At 70.1% G+C, this 17,682-nt stretch carries 15 protein-coding genes; 8 read left to right on the top strand and 7 right to left on the bottom strand.

From position 1 onward, the window contains the following. Window positions 1-5: 5 nt before the first annotated feature. Together LGI35_RS14295 and LGI35_RS14290 are read left to right on the top strand one after the other, a co-directional pair. Entirely contained in the window at window positions 6-290 is a 285-nt protein-coding gene (locus LGI35_RS14295; protein WP_033318070.1) for a YggT family protein, read from the top strand. Between the two features lie 46 nt (window positions 291-336). Then, window positions 337-1,527 carry a DivIVA domain-containing protein gene (locus LGI35_RS14290; protein WP_227294225.1) on the top strand — a complete coding sequence of 397 codons (1,191 nt, stop codon included), beginning with the start codon at window positions 337-339 and terminating at the stop codon, window positions 1,525-1,527. Between the two features lie 312 nt (window positions 1,528-1,839). On the opposite strand, the gene ileS is transcribed toward LGI35_RS14290, so the two are convergent. Beyond that, a complete protein-coding gene (gene ileS, locus LGI35_RS14285) occupies window positions 1,840-4,968 on the bottom strand; it encodes an isoleucine--tRNA ligase (RefSeq protein ID WP_227294224.1) in 3,129 nt (1,042 codons plus the stop codon). 383 nt (window positions 4,969-5,351) lie between these two features. After that, window positions 5,352-5,543: a DUF1059 domain-containing protein gene (locus tag LGI35_RS14280; RefSeq protein WP_116502588.1), complete on the bottom strand. Its 192-nt coding sequence runs from the start codon at window positions 5,541-5,543 to the stop codon at window positions 5,352-5,354. Window positions 5,544-5,887: 344 nt separating this feature from the next. Here LGI35_RS14280 and LGI35_RS14275 point away from each other — a divergent pair, with 344 nt between their 5' ends. The 6 genes from LGI35_RS14275 (at window position 5,888) to LGI35_RS14250 (ending at window position 11,427) form a co-directional block, all read left to right on the top strand. After that, window positions 5,888-6,889: a TraR/DksA family transcriptional regulator gene (locus LGI35_RS14275; protein ID WP_341483361.1), complete on the top strand. Its 1,002-nt coding sequence runs from the start codon at window positions 5,888-5,890 to the stop codon at window positions 6,887-6,889. Window positions 6,890-6,991: 102 nt separating this feature from the next. Further along, window positions 6,992-7,573: a signal peptidase II gene (gene lspA / locus LGI35_RS14270; RefSeq protein WP_116502589.1), complete on the top strand. Its 582-nt coding sequence runs from the start codon at window positions 6,992-6,994 to the stop codon at window positions 7,571-7,573. Between the two features lie 62 nt (window positions 7,574-7,635). Then, window positions 7,636-8,577, top strand: a complete 942-nt coding sequence (locus LGI35_RS14265) for an RluA family pseudouridine synthase (protein ID WP_116502590.1) — start codon at window positions 7,636-7,638, stop codon at window positions 8,575-8,577. Then, complete coding sequence (locus tag LGI35_RS14260) at window positions 8,574-9,077, top strand: GNAT family N-acetyltransferase (protein ID WP_227294222.1); 504 nt, start codon at window positions 8,574-8,576, stop codon at window positions 9,075-9,077. Before LGI35_RS14265 ends, LGI35_RS14260 begins: the two co-directional genes overlap by 4 nt. Window positions 9,078-9,218: 141 nt before the next feature. After that, complete coding sequence (locus LGI35_RS14255; protein ID WP_227294221.1) at window positions 9,219-10,805, top strand: Na+/H+ antiporter; 1,587 nt, start codon at window positions 9,219-9,221, stop codon at window positions 10,803-10,805. A 52-nt stretch (window positions 10,806-10,857) separates the two neighbouring features. After that, window positions 10,858-11,427 carry a dienelactone hydrolase family protein gene (locus LGI35_RS14250; RefSeq protein WP_227294220.1) on the top strand — a complete coding sequence of 190 codons (570 nt, stop codon included), beginning with the start codon at window positions 10,858-10,860 and terminating at the stop codon, window positions 11,425-11,427. Between the two features lie 63 nt (window positions 11,428-11,490). On the opposite strand, the gene LGI35_RS14245 is transcribed toward LGI35_RS14250, so the two are convergent. The 5 genes from LGI35_RS14245 to LGI35_RS14225 form a co-directional block, all read right to left on the bottom strand. Beyond that, entirely contained in the window at window positions 11,491-12,489 is a 999-nt protein-coding gene (locus LGI35_RS14245; RefSeq protein ID WP_227294219.1) for a zinc metalloprotease, read from the bottom strand. 318 nt (window positions 12,490-12,807) lie between these two features. Further along, the gene (locus tag LGI35_RS14240; RefSeq protein WP_227300301.1) at window positions 12,808-14,487 is read right to left on the bottom strand and encodes an alkaline phosphatase D family protein; all 1,680 of its coding nucleotides are present in this window, start codon (window positions 14,485-14,487) and stop codon (window positions 12,808-12,810) included. A 143-nt stretch (window positions 14,488-14,630) separates the two neighbouring features. After that, window positions 14,631-15,440: a thioredoxin domain-containing protein gene (locus LGI35_RS14235; RefSeq protein ID WP_227294218.1), complete on the bottom strand. Its 810-nt coding sequence runs from the start codon at window positions 15,438-15,440 to the stop codon at window positions 14,631-14,633. Window positions 15,441-15,500: 60 nt separating this feature from the next. After that, entirely contained in the window at window positions 15,501-16,190 is a 690-nt protein-coding gene (locus tag LGI35_RS14230; protein WP_227294217.1) for a hypothetical protein, read from the bottom strand. Window positions 16,191-16,273: 83 nt separating this feature from the next. Beyond that, window positions 16,274-17,599 carry a DUF2252 domain-containing protein gene (locus LGI35_RS14225; RefSeq protein WP_323182765.1) on the bottom strand — a complete coding sequence of 442 codons (1,326 nt, stop codon included), beginning with the start codon at window positions 17,597-17,599 and terminating at the stop codon, window positions 16,274-16,276. Window positions 17,600-17,682 lie beyond the last annotated feature (83 nt).

Here is a 17,682-nt window from a genome sequence, read left to right as displayed (position 1 = left end):
CGGACATGAGCGTGGTTTTGGATGTTGTCTACATCGCGCTGATGTGTTTCCTCATCGTGCTGATCTTCCGGCTGGTCATGGACTACGTCTTCCAGTTCGCCCGCTCGTGGCAACCCGGCAAGGCGATGGTGGTCGTACTTGAGGCCACCTACACTGTCACTGATCCACCGCTCAAGCTTCTGCGGCGGTTCATTCCGCCGCTGCGTCTCGGGGGCGTGGCGCTCGACCTGTCCTTCTTCGTACTGATGATCATCGTCTACATCCTGATCTCCGTCGTGAGCCGGCTGTGAACGATACGGTCTTGCCGAATGCCGACGACTACGTTGAGGTGAAGAGATGCCGTTGACCCCCGAGGACGTGCGGAACAAGCAGTTCACGACCGTCCGCCTCCGAGAAGGCTATGACGAGGACGAGGTCGATGCCTTCCTCGACGAGGTCGAAGGCGAACTGACTCGCCTTCTCCGAGAGAACGAGGACCTGCGCGCGAAGCTCGCCGCAGCCACCCGCGCCGCTGCGCAGAACCAGCAGCAGGGCGGTATGCGCAAGCCTCCGGAACCGCAGGACCAGCGCGGTCCCGGTGCGCCGGTGCCCGCCGCAATATCGGGTCCGCAGCCGGTGCAGCCGCAGCAGCAGATGGGTGGCCCCATGGGCGGCCCGCCCCAGCTGCCCAGCGGTGCGCCGCAGCTGCCCGCAGGCCCCGGTGGACATGGTCCGCAGGGTCCCGGTCCGCAGGGTCCCGGTCCGCAGGGTCCCGGCCCGATGGGCCAGGGTCCGATGGGCCAGGGTCACCCCGGCCAGAACCAGCTCGGTCAGGGCCAGATGGGCCAGGGCCAGATGCAGCAGCAGATGGGCGGCCCGATGGGCGGTCCCATGGGTGGCCCCATGGGCGGTCACGGTCCGCAGATGCCGCAGCCCGGTCAGGGCCCCGGTGGCGACAGCGCCGCCCGTGTCCTCTCCCTTGCGCAGCAGACCGCCGACCAGGCGATCGCGGAGGCCCGTTCCGAGGCCAACAAGATCGTCGGCGAGGCCCGCAGCCGCGCCGAGGGTCTCGAGCGTGACGCCCGTGCCAAGGCCGACGCCCTGGAGCGGGACGCGCAGGAGAAGCACCGCGTCGCGATGGGCTCCCTGGAGTCCGCCCGCGCCACGCTGGAGCGCAAGGTCGAGGACCTGCGTGGCTTCGAGCGCGAGTACCGCACGCGTCTGAAGTCCTACCTCGAGTCGCAGCTGCGTCAGCTGGAGACCCAGGCCGACGACTCGCTGGCGCCCCCGCGGACGCCTGCGACCGCGTCGCTGCCGCCGTCGCCCGCGCCTTCCATGGCGTCGGCCGGTGCGGGTGCCCCGTCCTACGGTGGCAACCAGACCATGGGCGGCAACCAGCCGCCGGCCGGTCCGTCCTACGGCGGCCAGCAGCAGATGTCGCCGGCGATGACCCAGCCGATGGCGCCGGTGCGGCCGCAGGGTCCCGCGCCGATGCAGCAGGCTCCGTCGCCGATGCGCGGTTTCCTCATCGACGAGGACGACAACTGACGGGCGTGACCACGCCATAGGCGTCGGCAGCGTTCAAGGGCCGGGCCCCCGGATTTCCGGGGGCCCGGCCCTTTGCCGTGGTCAGGGCGCGGAAGTCGCCGTGGGCCAGAGGCGGATACCGCCGAGGGGCATGTGCGGGCACCGGTGAGCCAGGCGCGGGCACCGCTGTGAGTCAGTTGCGGTCACCGCTGTGGGCCAGGTGCGGATCCTGCCTTGGGTGCGGTGCAGAAACGTTCATCTGTGCGTGAGTACGAAACGCCGAAGGCCCGGTCCCGCCAAGATCTTTGGCGGGACCGGGCCTTCGGTCGTGGGTTACGCCTTGCGGAGGCGGAACGCGAGGGCGAGAGGCTCGTCCGCGAACGTCTCGCCGTAGGCGTCGTCGGCCTCGCCCTGGGCGAAGTCCGTGGCGAGGACCTCGTCCGCGATCAGCGTGGCGTGCTCGGACAGGGCCGTGACGACCGCGGGCTCCGTGGACGTCCACCGCAGGGCGATCCGGTCCGCGACGTCCAGGCCGCTGTTCTTACGGGCCTCCTGGATCAGACGGATCGCGTCACGGGCCAGGCCCGCCTGACGCAGCTCCTCCGTGATCTCCAGGTCGAGCGCGACCGTCGCGCCGGAGTCCGAGGCGACGGACCAGCCCTCGCGCGGGGTCTCCGTGATGATGACCTCGTCGGGCGCCAGCGTGATCGTCTCGCCGTCCACCTCGACCGACGCCGTGCCCTCGCGCAGGCCGAGCGAGAGCGCGGCGGCGTCCGCCTCGGCGACCGCCTTCGCGACCGCCTGGACGCCCTTGCCGAACCGCTTGCCGAGGGCGCGGAAGTTCGCCTTGGCGGTCGTGTCGACCAGTGAGCCACCGACCTCGGAGAGCGACGCCAGCGAGGAGACGTTGAGCTCCTCGGTGATCTGCGCGTGCAGCTCCGGGTTGAGCGTCTCGAAGCCCGCGGCCGCGACCAGCGCGCGGGACAGCGGCTGACGCGTCTTGACGCCCGACTCCGCGCGCGTGGCGCGGCCCAGCTCGACGAGGCGCCGGACGAGGACCATCTGCCGCGACAGGTCCGGGTCGACGGCGGAGAGGTCCGCCTCCGGCCAGGTGGACAGGTGGACCGACTCGGGGGCGCCCGGCGTGACGGGAACCACCAGGTCCTGCCAGACCCGCTCCGTGATGAACGGGGTCAGCGGCGCCATCAGCCGCGTGACCGTCTCGATGACCTCGTGCAGGGTGCGCAGGGCCGCCTTGTCGCCCTGCCAGAAGCGGCGGCGCGAGCGGCGCACGTACCAGTTCGACAGGTCGTCGACGAAGGAGGAGAGCAGCTTGCCGGCGCGCTGGGTGTCGTACGCCTCCAGGGACTGCGTCACCTGGTCGGTGAGCGCGTGCAGTTCGGAGAGCAGCCAGCGGTCGAGCACGGTGCGCTCGGCGGGGGCCGGGTCGGCCTCGCTGGGCGACCAGTCCGACGTACGGGCGTACAGGGCCTGGAAGGCGACCGTGTTCCAGTACGTCAGGAGGGTCTTGCGGACCACTTCCTGGATCGTGCCGTGGCCGACGCGGCGCGCGGACCACGGGGAGCCGCCGGCGGCCATGAACCAGCGCACCGCGTCCGCGCCGTGCTGGTCCATCAACGGGATCGGCTGGAGGGTGTTCCCCAGATGCTTGGACATCTTGCGGCCGTCCTCGGCGAGGATGTGGCCGAGGCACACGACGTTCTCGTAGGACGACTTGTCGAAGACGAGCGTGCCGACCGCCATGAGGGTGTAGAACCACCCGCGGGTCTGGTCGATGGCCTCCGAGATGAACTGCGCCGGGTACCGGCTCTCGAAGAGCTCCTTGTTCTTGTACGGGTAGCCCCACTGCGCGAACGGCATCGAACCCGAGTCGTACCAGGCGTCGATGACCTCGGGCACGCGCGTGGCCGTCTTCTCGCACTGGGGGCACGCGAAGGTGACCTCGTCGATGAACGGGCGGTGCGGGTCGAGGTTCGCCAGGTCGGTGCCGGTCAGCTCGCCGAGCTCGGCCAGCGAGCCGACGCAGGTGAGGTGGTCGTCCTCACAGCGCCACAGCGGGAGCGGAGTGCCCCAGTAGCGGCTGCGGGAGAGCGCCCAGTCGATGTTGTTGTTCAGCCAGTCGCCGAAGCGGCCGTGCTTCACGCTCGAAGGGAACCAGTTGGTCTTCTCGTTCTCCTGGAGGAGGCGGTCCTTGATCTCCGTGGTGCGGATGTACCAGGACGGCTGCGCGTAGTAGAGCAGCGCCGTGTGGCAGCGCCAGCAGTGCGGGTAGCTGTGCTCGTACGGGACGTGCAGGAAGAGCAGGCCGCGGTCCTTGAGGTCCTCGGTGAGCTTCTCGTCCGCCTTCTTGAAGAAGACACCGCCCACGAGCGGGACGTCCTCCTCGAACGTGCCGTCGGGACGGACCGGGTTCACCACCGGCAGGCCGTACGCCTTGCAGACCTTGAGGTCGTCCTCACCGAACGCGGGGGACTGGTGGACGAGACCGGTGCCGTCCTCGGTCGTGACGTAGTCGGCGTTGACCACGTAGTGGGCCTCGGCCGGGAACTCCACGAGCTCGAACGGACGTTGGTACTTCCAGCGCTCCATCTCGGCACCGGTGAAGGACTCGCCGGTCTTCTCCCAGCCCTCGCCGAGCGCCTTTTCGACGAGGGGCTCGGCGACGACGACCTTCTCGTTGCCGTCCGTCGCGACGACGTAGCGGACGTCGGGGTGGGCGGCGACCGCCGTGTTCGAGACGAGCGTCCAGGGGGTCGTCGTCCAGACGAGGAGCGAGGCCTCGCCGGCCAGCGGACCGGAGGTGAGCGGGAAACGGACGTAGACGGAGGGGTCGACGACCGTCTCGTAGCCCTGCGCCAGCTCGTGGTCCGAGAGCCCGGTGCCGCAGCGGGGGCACCAGGGGGCGACGCGGTGGTCCTGGGTCAGCAGACCCTTGTTGAAGATCTCCTTGAGCGACCACCAGACGGACTCGATGTACTCGGGGTCCATGGTGCGGTACGCGTCGTCGAGGTCGACCCAGTAACCCATGCGGGTCGTCAGGTCGGTGAAGGCGTCGGTGTGCCGGGTCACGGACTCGCGGCACATGGCGTTGAACTCGGCGATGCCGAACGCCTCGATGTCCTTCTTGCCGTTGAAGCCGAGCTCCGTCTCGACCGCCAGCTCCACGGGCAGGCCGTGGCAGTCCCAGCCGGCCTTGCGGGCCACGTGGTAGCCGCGCATCGTGCGAAAGCGCGGGAAGACGTCCTTGAAGACGCGGGCCTCGATGTGGTGGGCGCCCGGCATGCCGTTGGCCGTGGGCGGGCCCTCGTAGAACACCCACTCGGGGCGTCCCTCGGACTGCTCCAAGGTCTTGGCAAAGATCTTCTGCTCGCGCCAGAAGTCGAGCACGGCGTGCTCGAGGGCGGGCAGGTCGACCTGGGCGGGCACCTGGCGGTACGTCATCGATCTTCCTCCGGCGGACACTGTTTCTTCCGTCTCCGTCGGAGGGACGAGAGCTTCGTCTGTGACATACGCCGTGTGCGGCGCGCTCCCGCGGTACCACCCTCCTTGGCCCTCCGGGGCGCTGACTGCTCCGGTGAGCCCCCTCATTGGGGTCGCGATGCCGGTTCTACTCGCCCCGCGAGCGGGGCTTTCTTCCGGCGGCTCCGGGGTGATCTTCGCGTCGCGCTCGCCCCCGGGCTTCCACCGTCCCCGGGTCGCTCATGGCTGCGTACGCCGCTACTCGGCCCCATCCACGCTTCTCGCTCCGCCCAGTGTACGGGGCCCGGGCGCACGCGGCCGACCGGTTTCGGGGCGGGCGGCGAAGCACCCCGGGGCGGCTGGTGTCAGACGTGCTGAGGGATCTCGTCCTTGAGTCCGCTGCGGATCATGTTCCGCAGCTCGGGGGTGTCGGTGTGACCGTGGACGGACACAGCGTGCTCGGCCGCGGCGCGGACCACCTCGTCCTCCTCGCCCGTGATGGCGAGCGTGCAGTTCGTCTCGCTCGGCATGTCACGACAGTCGACTACTTTGCGCATGATAATGCACCTTCTCCGCTTCCGCCCCATTTTATTCCTCCAGAGCTCTGCGGAGCGGGCTCGTCAGGGGCTTTCGCCGGGCTGGTCACGGCCGCGTGGGCTGACCCGAATGGCGACGTGGGCTGCGGCGGATCCGCGGGCCGGGGCCTCGGCGGATTACCCGGCGGGGAGCTGGGCACAACGCTTGCAAGTCTGCCGCGCGGGACGTGCGGGGCGGGCGCATCGGGCGATGTGCCCCGTTGCCGCGGGTCAGAAGTCGATTTATCGTCCCAGAACGATTCGCGTGCAAGATCACAAAATGTGAAGGGGCCGCGGCCATGGTGGCGAAAAAGAGTCCGGCGGGGGTGCGTGAGGCATCCGCCGGCGTGAAGGCCGCGGCCGAGGAGGCGGTGCCCGCGACGGCGGCGGCCAAGGCGGCTCCGGCCGCGAAGAAGCCTGCCGCCGGGAAGAGGAGCACCGCGACGGAGACGGCCGTCGGGAAGAGCACGGCGGCCACGAAGACCACTACGAGGGGCGCGGGTGCGAAGACCGCGGCCGCCAGGAAGACGGCGAGGATCGCGAAGGCGGACACCGAGCCCGTGGCCAAGGCCACCAAGAGCACCAAGACCGCCAACAGCACCAAGGCCGCCAACAGCACCAAGACCGCCAAGTCGACGAGGGCTGCGAAGGCCGTCACGAGTACGACGTCCACACAGGCCTCCGCGGAAGCGGAGAGTGTCGCCGCCGAGAAGGGCGCGGCCGGGAGAACGGGCGCCAGGAAGAGCGCGGTCAAGAAGGCCACCGGCCACAAGACCGCGGAGAAGAAGGCGGCCGCGTCCGCGGCCGATGGCGCGGCGTCGGCCGCGGAGACGACGGGAGCCACGACTGTGGTTGCGAAGAAGACCCCTGGCACGGCCACGGTGAAGAAGTCCCGCGCGGTGCCGAACGCGAGGATCGTGGCCGCGAAGCCGGGCGAGCTCGCGGTACGGCCGGGCGAGGACCCCTGGACCCCGGCGGAGGTCGAGGAGGCGCGGGCGGAGCTTCAGAGCGAGGCGCTGCGCCTGGACAGTGAGATCGAGTCGTCGGAGAAGTCCCTCGCCGGGCTCATGCGGGACTCCGGGGACGGCGCCGGCGACGACGAGGCGGACACCGGCACGAAGAACATCACGCGGGAGCACGAGCTGTCGCTGGCCGCGAACGCCAGGGAGATGCTCCAGCAGACCGAGCGCGCCCTGGAGCGGCTCGACGCGGGGACGTACGGGATCTGCGAGAACTGCGGGAACCCCATCGGCAAGGCGCGGATGCAGGCCTTCCCGCGGGCGACCCTGTGCGTCGAGTGCAAGCAGAAGCAGGAGCGCCGTTACTGACCCCGCCGCACGCGGCGTCATGGAGTCGCTCCTGGGCTGCTGAGGGCGTACGTGTGTGCCGTACTCTCGTCCTCAGTCAGGTACCTAGGTTGAGGGACTCACGTGGCAGAGGCGGAGCGCGTCATCGGTACTCCGGACACCCCGGATGCGGGGGCAGACGGGCCGGACAACGGCGGGGAGGCCCAGGAACGGCCCAAGGGCAAGCGGAAGATCGCCGTGCTGTTCGCGGTGGCCGCCCTCGCGTACGCCCTCGACCTGGTCAGCAAGATGATCGTGGTCGCGAGGCTGGAGCACCACGAGCCGATCGAGCTCCTCGGTGACTGGCTGCGGCTCGAGGCGATCAGGAACGCGGGTGCCGCGTTCGGCATCGGCGAGGCCTTCACGATCATCTTCACCGTGATCGCCGCGGCCGTGATCGTCGTGATCGCCCGCCTCGCCCGCAAGCTCTACAGCCTGCCCTGGGCGATCGCCCTGGGGCTGCTGCTCGGCGGGGCGCTCGGCAATCTCACCGACCGGATCTTCCGTTCGCCCGGCGTCTTCGAAGGGGCCGTGGTCGACTTCATCGCGCCGAAGAACTTCGCCGTGTTCAACCTCGCCGACTCGGCGATCGTGTGCGGCGGCATCCTGATCGTGCTCCTCTCGTTCCGGGGGCTCGACCCGGACGGGACCGTCCACAAGGACTGAGGGGCCAGGGGCTTTCCCCTCGCGCGGTCCGGAGTGTCGGCGGGCTCCTGCATACTCAATGGGTGAGCACGTTTCCCGAGATCCGAACCCTGCCCGTGCCCGACGGCCTGGAGGGCGAGCGCGTAGACGCCGCCATCTCCCGCATGTTCGGCTTCTCCCGCACCAAGGCCGCCGAGCTCGCCGCGGCGGGGAAGGTGGCGGTCGACGGCTCTGTGGTCGGCAAGTCCGAGCGCGTGCACGGCGGGGCCTGGCTCGAGGTGGAGATGCCGCAGGCGCCCGCCCCGGTGCAGATCGTCGCCGAGCCCGTCGAGGGCATGGAGATCGTCCATGACGACGACGACATCGTCGTGATCATGAAGCCGGTGGGCGTCGCCGCGCACCCCAGCCCCGGCTGGACCGGGACGACCGTGATCGGCGGCCTCGCCGCAGCCGGGTACCGGATCTCCACGTCCGGCGCCGCCGAGCGCCAGGGCATCGTCCACCGGCTCGACGTCGGCACCTCCGGCCTCATGGTCGTCGCCAAGTCGGAGCGCGCGTACACGACGCTGAAGCGGCAGTTCAAGGAGCGCGTCGTCGACAAGCGCTACCACTCGCTGGTCCAGGGGCACCCGGACCCGATGAGCGGCACGATCGACGCCCCCATCGGGCGCCACCCGAACCATGACTACAAGTGGGCCGTGACCGCCGAGGGCAAGCCCTCCGTCACGCACTACGACCTCATCGAGGCGTTCCGCGCCGCCAGCCTCCTCGACATCAAGCTGGAGACGGGGCGTACGCACCAGATCCGCGTGCACATGTCGGCCCATCGGCACCCCTGCGTCGGCGACCTGACGTACGGCGCCGACCCGACGCTCGCCAAGCGGCTCGGCCTCACCCGCCAGTGGCTGCACGCCGTGCGGCTCGGCTTCGAGCACCCGGCCGACGGCGAGTGGGTGGAGTTCTCCAGCCAGTACCCCGAGGACCTGCAGACGGCCCTGGACCGCGTCCGGGCGGAGAGCTCGTGACCGTGCCGCAGCCCTCTTCCCCGTACGTGGTGCGGGTCGCCGACAGCGAGGCCGACCGCAAGGCCTGCTTCGCCGTGCGCCAGGAGGTCTTCGTCGTCGAGCAGCGGGTTCCTCAGGAGCTCGAGTACGACGAGTACGACGACGGGGCCGGCACGGTGCATGTGCTGGCGCTGCGCGCCGACGGTGAGCCGCTCGGCACGGGGCGGCTGCTGACCGGCGCCGCCGCCGTGGCGAAGAACGGCGGGGACGCCGGGGTCGGCGCGCTCGGGCGGCTCGCGGTGGCGAAGGCCGCGCGCGGGCTCGGCGTGGGAGCGGCCCTCGTGCGAGCCATCGAGGACGCCGCGACGGAGCGTGGGCTCGTCGCCGTGGACCTGCACGCGCAGACACATGCGCTGGGGTTCTACGAGCGTCTCGGCTATGCGGTGTACGGGCCGGAGTTCCCCGACGCGGGAATTCCCCACCGGGCGATGCGCAAGGCGCTGGGTCAGCCGCAGGGCTAGGGTCATTCGCCCCAGCGCGAGCACGGTCCGGTCCCAACGGCGCCGACTCGCGCCACAAATCACCACAGAGCGATGCGCGTGGCACGCTGAGGACTTGATCGTCCGATGGCTTGACCGCCGCTACTCGCCGGGGTGCGCACCGTGGATCAGTTGGCCCTGCTGTTCGTGCTCCTGCTCGGGGCCGTGCTGAGCGTGCCACTCGGAGACCGGCTCGGGCTGCCCGCGCCCGTCCTGATGACGCTGCTCGGCATCAGCCTGGCGCTCGTCCCGGTCGTGCCGAACGTCGAGGTCCCGCCCGACCTGATCCTCCCCATCCTGCTGCCGCCCCTGCTCTACGCGGCCGTGAAGCGCACGTCATGGCGCCAGTTCGCGGCGAACAAGAGACCGATCTTCCTGCTCGCCGTGGCCCTGGTCTTCGTCACCACGGCCGCCGTGGCGTTCGTCGCCAACGCCATCGTGCCGGGCCTGCCGATCGCCGCGGCCGTCGCGCTCGGCGCCCTCGTCGCTCCGCCCGACCCCGTCGCCGCGACCGCCGTGGCCGGCCAACTCGGCCTGCCCCGCCGCCTGGTGTCGACCCTGGAGGGCGAGGGCCTGTTCAACGACGTGACCGCGATCGTGCTCTATCACGTGGCCATCGCCGCGGTGGTGAGCGGCAGCTTCTCCTGGCCGGAGGCCGTCGTCTCGCTCCTCCTGTCCGCCGTCGTCGCGCTCGTCGTCGGGCTCGTGATCGGCTGGACCGCCAACAAGGTGATGGACTTCCTCGACGACTCCACGCTCCAGATCGGCCTGACGCTCCTGATGCCGTTCGCCTCGTACGTGCTGGCCGAGGAGCTGCACGGCTCCGGTGTGCTCGCCGTACTCGTCACGGCGCTGTTCCTCGCCGAGTACGCCTTCGACGCGGACGACGTCATGACCCGGCTGACCGGCCGCGCCTTCTGGGACATCGTCGACACACTCGTCACCGGCGTCGCCTTCGGCCTCATCGGCCTCGAACTGCACAACGCGATCAGGACCGCGGCCGGCCGCTGGGGCGAGATGCTCGGCTGGGCCGGCACCGTCGTGGCGGTCGTCATCTTCGTACGCCTGCTGTGGCTGCTTCCGGCGACCTGGCTGACGCGGCGTCTGCATGCGCGGCGGGACCTCGACGAGGACATCCCGATCTCCTGGCGCGAAGCCGTGATCATGTGGTGGGCGGGAATGCGCGGGGTGGCCTCCGTCGCCCTGGCCCTCGCCATTCCGTTCACCATGGACGACAACTCGCCCTTCCCCGACCGCGACGAGATCGTCTTCATCGCCTTCGGCGTCATCATGGGCACCCTCGTGCTCCAAGGGCTGAGCCTGCCCTGGCTGGTGAAGAAGCTGGGGGTCAAGGCGGACGCCGAAGCCGAGAAGGAGTTCGAGCAGCAGCTCGCGCTCCGCGCGGCCAAGGCTGCCAAGCGGCGGCTGAAGGAGATCGAGGAGGTCGAGGAGCTGCCTGACGACCTCTCCGACCAGATGGCGCGCAGGGCCTACGACATCGGACTGCGCATCGACCCCGAACTGGGCAGCGAGGAACGCAAGGAGGCGCACGCCAAGCGCGTCTCAAGGATCAAGCGCGTGCGCCGCATCCAGAACGAGATGCTCTCCGCCGCCCGCCACGAGGTGCTCGCGGCACGCAGCGAGCCGGGCGCCGATCCCGAGATCGTGGACCGTGTACTGCGCCATCTCGACGTGCGCAGCCTGCGCTGAGGAGCCCGGCCGCTGACGGGCACGGGCGCCCCCGGATGGCACCATGGGCCACATGAACATCATGCTTTTCCACTCGACGTACGGCCTGCGTCCCGCCGTCCGTGACGCGGCCGACCGGCTGCGGGCCGCCGGACACGAGGTGTGGACCCCGGATCTCTTCGAGGGCCGCACCTTCGACACCGTCGAGGACGGCATGGCCTTCAACGAGGAGATCGGCAAGGACGAGCTGCTCAAGCGCGCCATCCTCGCCGCCGCTCCCTACTCCGAGCGTGGGCTCGTCTACGCCGGTTTCTCCCTCGGCGCCTCGATCGCGCAGACCCTGGCCCTCGGTGACGACAAGGCGCGCGGCCTGCTGCTGTTGCACGGCACCTCGGACATCGCCGAGAACGCCGCCGTGGACGAACTGCCCGTCCAGCTGCACGTCGCCGAGCCCGATCCGTTCGAGACCGACGACTGGCTGAGCGCCTGGTACCTCCAGATGGGCCGGACCGGCGCCGACGTGGAGGTCTACCGCTACCCGGGCGCCGGCCACCTCTACACCGACCCCGAACTGCCGGACTACGACGCGGAGGCGGCCGAGACCACCTGGCGGGTGGCGCTCGGCTTCCTCGATTCGCTCTAGGGCCGCTCGCCCGGATCATGCCGCCCGATCCGGGCGAAAGGCCCTACGTCGTACCGCGGTCCGTCAGCCCGCGCGGTACGCCGTCCAGCTGTCCTTCATCCGCTGCACCTGGCCCGCGGTGAACTGGTACATGCAGGAGTCGTACGTGTAGTCCATGAAGTTGTGGATCGGGTCGACACCCGTCTTGTTGGTGCAGGTGTCGCGCCCGGTCGGGCACTCGAACGCGGCGCTCTTCTCGGCCGGAGTGTCGGAGACGTAGTCACCGTTGCCGTTACAGCCGCCCTGGAACGTGTGGTACAGCCCCATCCAGTGGCCGATCTCGTGGGTGCCCGTGTCGCCCTGGTTGTAGTTGGTGGCCGAGCCGCCCGGCAGCGAGGTGTCGAGGACGACCACGCCGTCGTCGGACGGGTTCGACTTGTACGAGGACGGGAACGTCGCCCAGCCGAGCAGGTCGTCGCCGAGGTTCGCGGTGTAGAAGTTCAGCGCGCCCGCGCCGCCCTTGCGGAGCGAGGACTTCATGGACTTCTCGGCGGCGGAGCCCGGTGTGATGCCGTTGTACCAGGCGGCGTTGTCCGTGTAGTCGGTGCCGGCCAGCGTGAACGTGAAGCCCGAGTCGTTGTTGCCGGTGCCCTGGCCGCTGTAGGCCGCGTTCAGGACGTCGATCTGCTTGGTGATGTCGGTCGACGTGAGCTTGCCGGTCGTGCCGTCGTGGATGACGTGGACGTAGACCGGGATCGTGGTCGACGCCGCGGCGAGGCCTCTGGAGAGTGTGCCGTCGGCGCGCATCCTGTCGAGTCTGCGCCGCATGTCCGCGTCCATGGACTTGGCCTTGGCCGCGCTGACCTCGTTCGGCTCCTGCGCGTGGTCGGCGCCGGTGGGCTTCTTCTCGCGTGCCACGGCGTTGCCACTGTCGGCGCACTTCTCCGCGGAGGCCGACGCCTTGGCGGTCGCGGCGCTGCCCGCCGGGGCGGACAGCGGGGCGATGGCCAGGGTTCCGGCCACGAGTGCGGTGCCGATCAGTCGGCGGCGCATCAGCGGAGATATTCGGGCAAGCGTGGTCATGCGGACTCCTCGCGGACGGGTGGGGGGAGGAACTTCCTCGCCGCCGCGGGGAGATTACGTGGCCATGTCATCCCTTGAAGAGCGATGTTCTGGCCCAATCAACTACCTCTCTTCCTCCGGCAATTCGGGGCAACGGGAAGAAATTTTCGTGTGGCGTCCGGAGTTTGAGATCCGTACGTAACGGGAGCGGTTACCGCGACGGGCGGTGTGTCCGCATTCGATCCGCGGACAGCACCACCCGCCGTAGTGCTGTGATCTGTTCTTAACGTGCCGACGAGTGGCCGGAATTAGCCCCTCATCGGCCCCCCGGGGTCCGGGTCAGCGCACCGGCGCGTTCACCCGCTCGACCTTCTGCGTACCGCTGAGCGTGCGGTAGGAGCGGGACCAGGAGGTCGTCGCGGCCGGATCCCTGCGGTCGGAGACGACGTAGTAGTCCATCTGCGAGCGCTCGGCGGTGACGTCGAGGACGCCGTAGCCGTGCGCGTCCATGTCCAGCCACTTCACATGGCGGTTGGCCGCCTTGATGGCGCCCTCCGCCACCGTCGAGATGGTGTTCGGGGCCACGTGCAGGATGTCGTCGAGGTTGTCGGAGGTCACCGACGTGACGACGAACTCCGTGGCCGCGGACGGGGAGAGCGGATACGTTCCGGCCGTCACCGGTACGTCGTTCGCCCAGGCCATGTGGATGTCGCCGGTGAGGAAGACCGTGTTGTGGATCGCCTTGTCCCGCAGGTGCCCGATCAGCTCCTTGCGGTCGTGGGTGTAGCCGTCCCACTGGTCGACGTTGATCGCGAGGCCGCCGGTCGGCAGGCCGAGCAACTCGGCGAGCGGCTCCAGCAGATGGGCCGGCAGCGAGCCGAAGGCGACCGGCGAGATCATCACCGAGGTGCCGACGAGCTTCCACGAGGCGTCGGACGCGGCCAGGCCCGCCTTCAGCCAGTCGAGCTGGGCGCGGCCGGTGATCGAGCGCTCGGGGGAGTCCACGTCGCCGTTGCCGACGGTCGACTGCTGGGAGCGGAACGAGCGCAGGTCGAGCAGGTGCAGATCGGCCAGCTTGCCGAAGCGCAGGCGGCGGTAGACCGTGCCCGCGGTGGACGGGCGCACCGGCATCCACTCGAAGTAGGCCTGCTTGGCGGCCTGCTGACGCGCCGCCCAGTCGCCCTCGGTGCCGGGCGTGTGGTTCTCGGCGCCGCCCGACCAGGCGTCGTTGGCGAACTCGTGGTCGTCCCAGATGGCGATGAGCGGGTGCGCGGCGTGCACGGCCGTCACGTCGGCGTCGGTCTTGTGCAGGCCGTGGCGCACGCGGTAGTCGGCGAGCGTGAGGATCTCGTGCCGCGGCTCGTGCTGCCGTACGACGTACTTGGCCTCGGGGTACTCGCCGGTCTTGTACTCGTAGATGTAGTCGCCGAGATGGAGCACCGCGTCCAGGTCGGTGCGGGCGGCGAGATGGCGGTACGCGGAGAAGTAGCCGGCCTCCCAGTTGGCGCACGAGACGACGCCGAACCGGACGCCCGCGGCCTGCGCGTCGAGCGCGGGCGCCGTGCGTGTACGGCCCACGGGGGAGACGGTGCCCTGGGCGCCCTCTACGGAGAAGCGGAAGTAATAGACGCTCGCCGGGAGCAGGCCCCTCACATCGGCCTTGACGGTGTGGTCGGCGGACGCCCGCGCCGTGGTGGTGCCGTGGGCGACGACCTGGCGGAAGTCCTTGTCCTGGGCGACCTCCCAGCGGACGTCCGTGTCGGGGCCCTTTCCGGAGCCGGGCACGGCGTCGGGGGTGGGCGTCACGCGCGTCCACAGGAGGATGCCGTCGGGCAGTGGGTCGCCCGACGCGACGCCGTGCAGGAAGGCGGGTCCGTCGGCCGCGTGCGCGGCGGGCGCGGTGGCGAGCGGGGCGAGGGCGGCGGCTCCGGCCGTGGCGGCGGCGGCCTTCACGACCGAACGGCGGCGCGGGGCAAAGGAGTTGGCCGTACCGGCGGCGGTGCCGGGAGGGCTGTCTATGTTGAGTCGACTGGTCACGAGTGATCACATTACTGACCAGTAAAGGCAAAGTGTGGGCGAACTCCGAAGAGTTCGCCCACACTTCGACGGCGCGTCAGCCGACGGGGCGATCAGCCGACGGGGCGATCAGTCCGGCAGGACCGTCAGGCCTTGAGGGCCTTGTCGATCGCGGTCGTGTAGTCGGCCACCGTCATCGGGGCGTTCCCGTCGGGCCCGGTGAGTGCCTTGCCGTCCATCTTGAGGGTCGGCGTGCCCTTGACGTCGCTGTCGTCGAACTTCTTCGACATGGTCAGCGCCCACTTGTCGTAGGTGCCGTCCTCGACGTTCTTCTGGAACGCCTTGTTGTTCTTGAGGGCGTCGACCGTGTTCGCCACCTTGATCAGGTAGGCGTCCTTCTTGAACTTGTCGTCCGTCTCCTCGGGGTGGTTCGCCTTCGAGTACAGCGCGGTCTTGTACTCGAGGAAGGCCTCGGGGCTGACGTTCAGCGCGGCGCCCAGGGCGCTGAGGGCGTTCTTTGAGCCCTCGCCGTTGTCGCTGTTGTCGATGAACGTCGCGCCGATGTACTGGATCTTGTACTTGCCGGCCTCGACGTCCTTGTCGACGTTCGAGCCGACGGTCTGCTCGAAGGTGGCGCAGATCGGGCAGCGCGGGTCCTCGTACATCTCGAGGGTCTTCTTCGCGCTGTCCTTGCCTATGACGACCGTGGTCCCGTCCTTGCCCGACGTGTTCGCGGGCGCGACCAGCTTGTCGTCCTTCGCGGCCTCCCAGTAGCTGGGCTTGTTGGCCTGCATCACGGCGAAGCCGATGCCGCCGGCGATCGCCAGGACGGCGACGATGGCCCCGGCGACGGTCACCTGCCGCTTCGTCTTCTCCTTCTTGGCCTGCCGCTCGCGCTCGACGCGAAGCCGCTCGCGGGCGGCCGTCTTCGCGGCCTGGCTGTTCCTCTGGCTCATGATCGTTCTCCGTGTGGGTTCTGCGAGGTCTTCGGGGGACTGCTGTGCCGGGCCCGGGCCTCAGGCGGCCAGGGCCACGCACGGCGGTCCGCGCCGTCCCACGGAGTGCGCCCACAACTGCGTACGGGCGGCCCGCACCCGGCGCGAGGGGCGCCGCGGCAGGCGGCGTGCGGGCTCCAGGTGGGCCCGTACCGCGGCGAAGGCGATCAGCAGCGGCCGGAAGGTGAACCCGGCGACCGCGCGCAGCAGCTGGGCCAGCGCCTGCTCGCCGCGGCGAAGCCAGGCGGCGGCGAGGAGGCCCACGGCGACGTGCGCGCCGAGGAGCAGCCAGGCGGCGGCCGGGTCGGTGTGCGCGAGGAGCGCGGCCGCCTTGTCGGTGTGGCCGCCGGTCATGCGGGCCAGCGGCGTACCGATGCTGCCGCCGCACAGGACGTCCAGGCCGACCGCGCGCAGCGGCCCGGCGACGGGCCCGCCCGCCGCGCCGTAACAGACGTGCTGGCCCGTGGTGAACACCGTGTCGGCGGCCAGCTCCAGGGGCACGAGCAGCGCCGCGATCCGGCCGAAGCTCCGCTCACGCCCCGCCAGCGCGTACGCGAGGACGAAGACGGCGAAGGCCGTGGCCGCCACCGTCACCACCGGAAGGGGGACCCGGGACAGCAGGACGTGCGACGCGGCGGAGAGCGTCACGACGAGCGCCGTGAAGAGCGCCGCGCGCACGGCTCTGAGCTGGGTCCCGGATATGTCGTCCATCGCGGAGGAGTGTGCCATGCGTTCCTGTAAGGGACCCCTAAAGGGTCGCTGTGAGTTACGGGAGCGTTGTCGGCCCCTGTGGCCTACAGGCCCGGGATCCGGCCGTTGCGGAAGAGGTCCACGAAGATCTGGTGGTCCGCACGCGCGCGTGCCCCGTAGTCGTGCGCGAAGTCGACCAGCAGACCCGCGAAGCCGTCCTCGTCCGCCGCGATGGCCGCGTCGATGGCCCGCTCCGTGGAGAACGGCACCAGGGACTGCCCGGACAGGTCGTCGGCCGCCGCGTGCATCGCCGCCGTGGCCCGGCCGAGGTCGGCGACGACCGCGGCGATCTCCTCCAGGTCGTCGATGTCCGACCAGTCCAGGTCCACGGCGTACGGCGAGACCTCGGCGACCAGCTGCCCAGAGCCGTCCAGCTCGGTCCAGCCCAGCCACGGGTCGGCGTGCGCCTGGAGCGCGCGCTGCGAGATCACCGTGCGGTGGCCCTCGTGCTGGAAGTAGTCGCGGATCGCCGCGTCGGTGATGTGCCGCGACACGGCAGGCGTCTGCGCCTGCTTGAGATAGATCACGACATCGTTCTCCAGGGCGTCGCTGTTGCCCTCCAGAAGGATGTTGTACGAGGGCAGGCCCGCGGAGCCGATGCCGATGCCGCGCCGCCCCACGACGTCCTTCACGCGGTACGAGTCGGGACGGGCCAGGGAGGACTCGGGGAGCGTCTCCAGGTACCCGTCGAAGGCCGCGAGGACCTTGTAGCGCGTGGCCGCGTCGAGCTCGATGGAGCCGCCGCCGGGCGCGAAGCGGCGCTCGAAGTCACGGATCTCCGTCATCGAGTCGAGCAGCCCGAAGCGCGTCAGGGAGCGGGCGTCGCGCAGCGCGTCCAGGAGCGGACCGTCGGCGGTGTCCAGGGTGAAGGGCGGCACCTCGTCGCTCTTCGCGCCCGTCGCCAGCGCGTGGATCCGCTCGCGGTACGCGCCCGCGTACGTGCCCACCAGCTCGGTGATCTGCTCGTCGCTGAGCGCCTTCGAGTAGCCGATCAGCGCCACGGAGGCGGCGAAGCGCTTGAGGTCCCAGGTGAAGGGGCCGACGTACGCCTCGTCGAAGTCGTTCACATTGAAGATCAGGCGGCCCGTGGAGTCCATGTACGTGCCGAAGTTCTCCGCGTGCAGATCGCCGTGGATCCACACCCGGCCCGTGCGGTCGTCCAGGTACGGGCCGCCGTGCCGCTCGCGCTCCAGGTCCGCGTAGAACAGGCACGCCGTGCCGCGGTAGAACGCGAACGCGGACGAGGCCATCTTCCGGAACTTGACCCGGAACGCCGCCGGGTCGGCGGCCAGGAGCTCGCCGAACGCGGTGTCGAAGACGGTGAGGATCTGCTCGCCGCGCTGCTCAGCGGTGGGCTGCGGGACCGACATCGCGGGGTGCCTCCTGGTGCGGGCTGTGCCGTCGGGGGTGACGGCGGATGGTGACCGTGGATCGTGCCATGGGGGACAGCTGT

This window comes from Streptomyces longhuiensis, assembly GCF_020616555.1.
GTDB classification, from domain to species: Bacteria; Actinomycetota; Actinomycetes; order Streptomycetales; family Streptomycetaceae; genus Streptomyces; species Streptomyces longhuiensis.
Note: the sequence above shows the minus strand (reverse complement) of the source record. Positions and strands in the feature narration are given on the sequence as shown.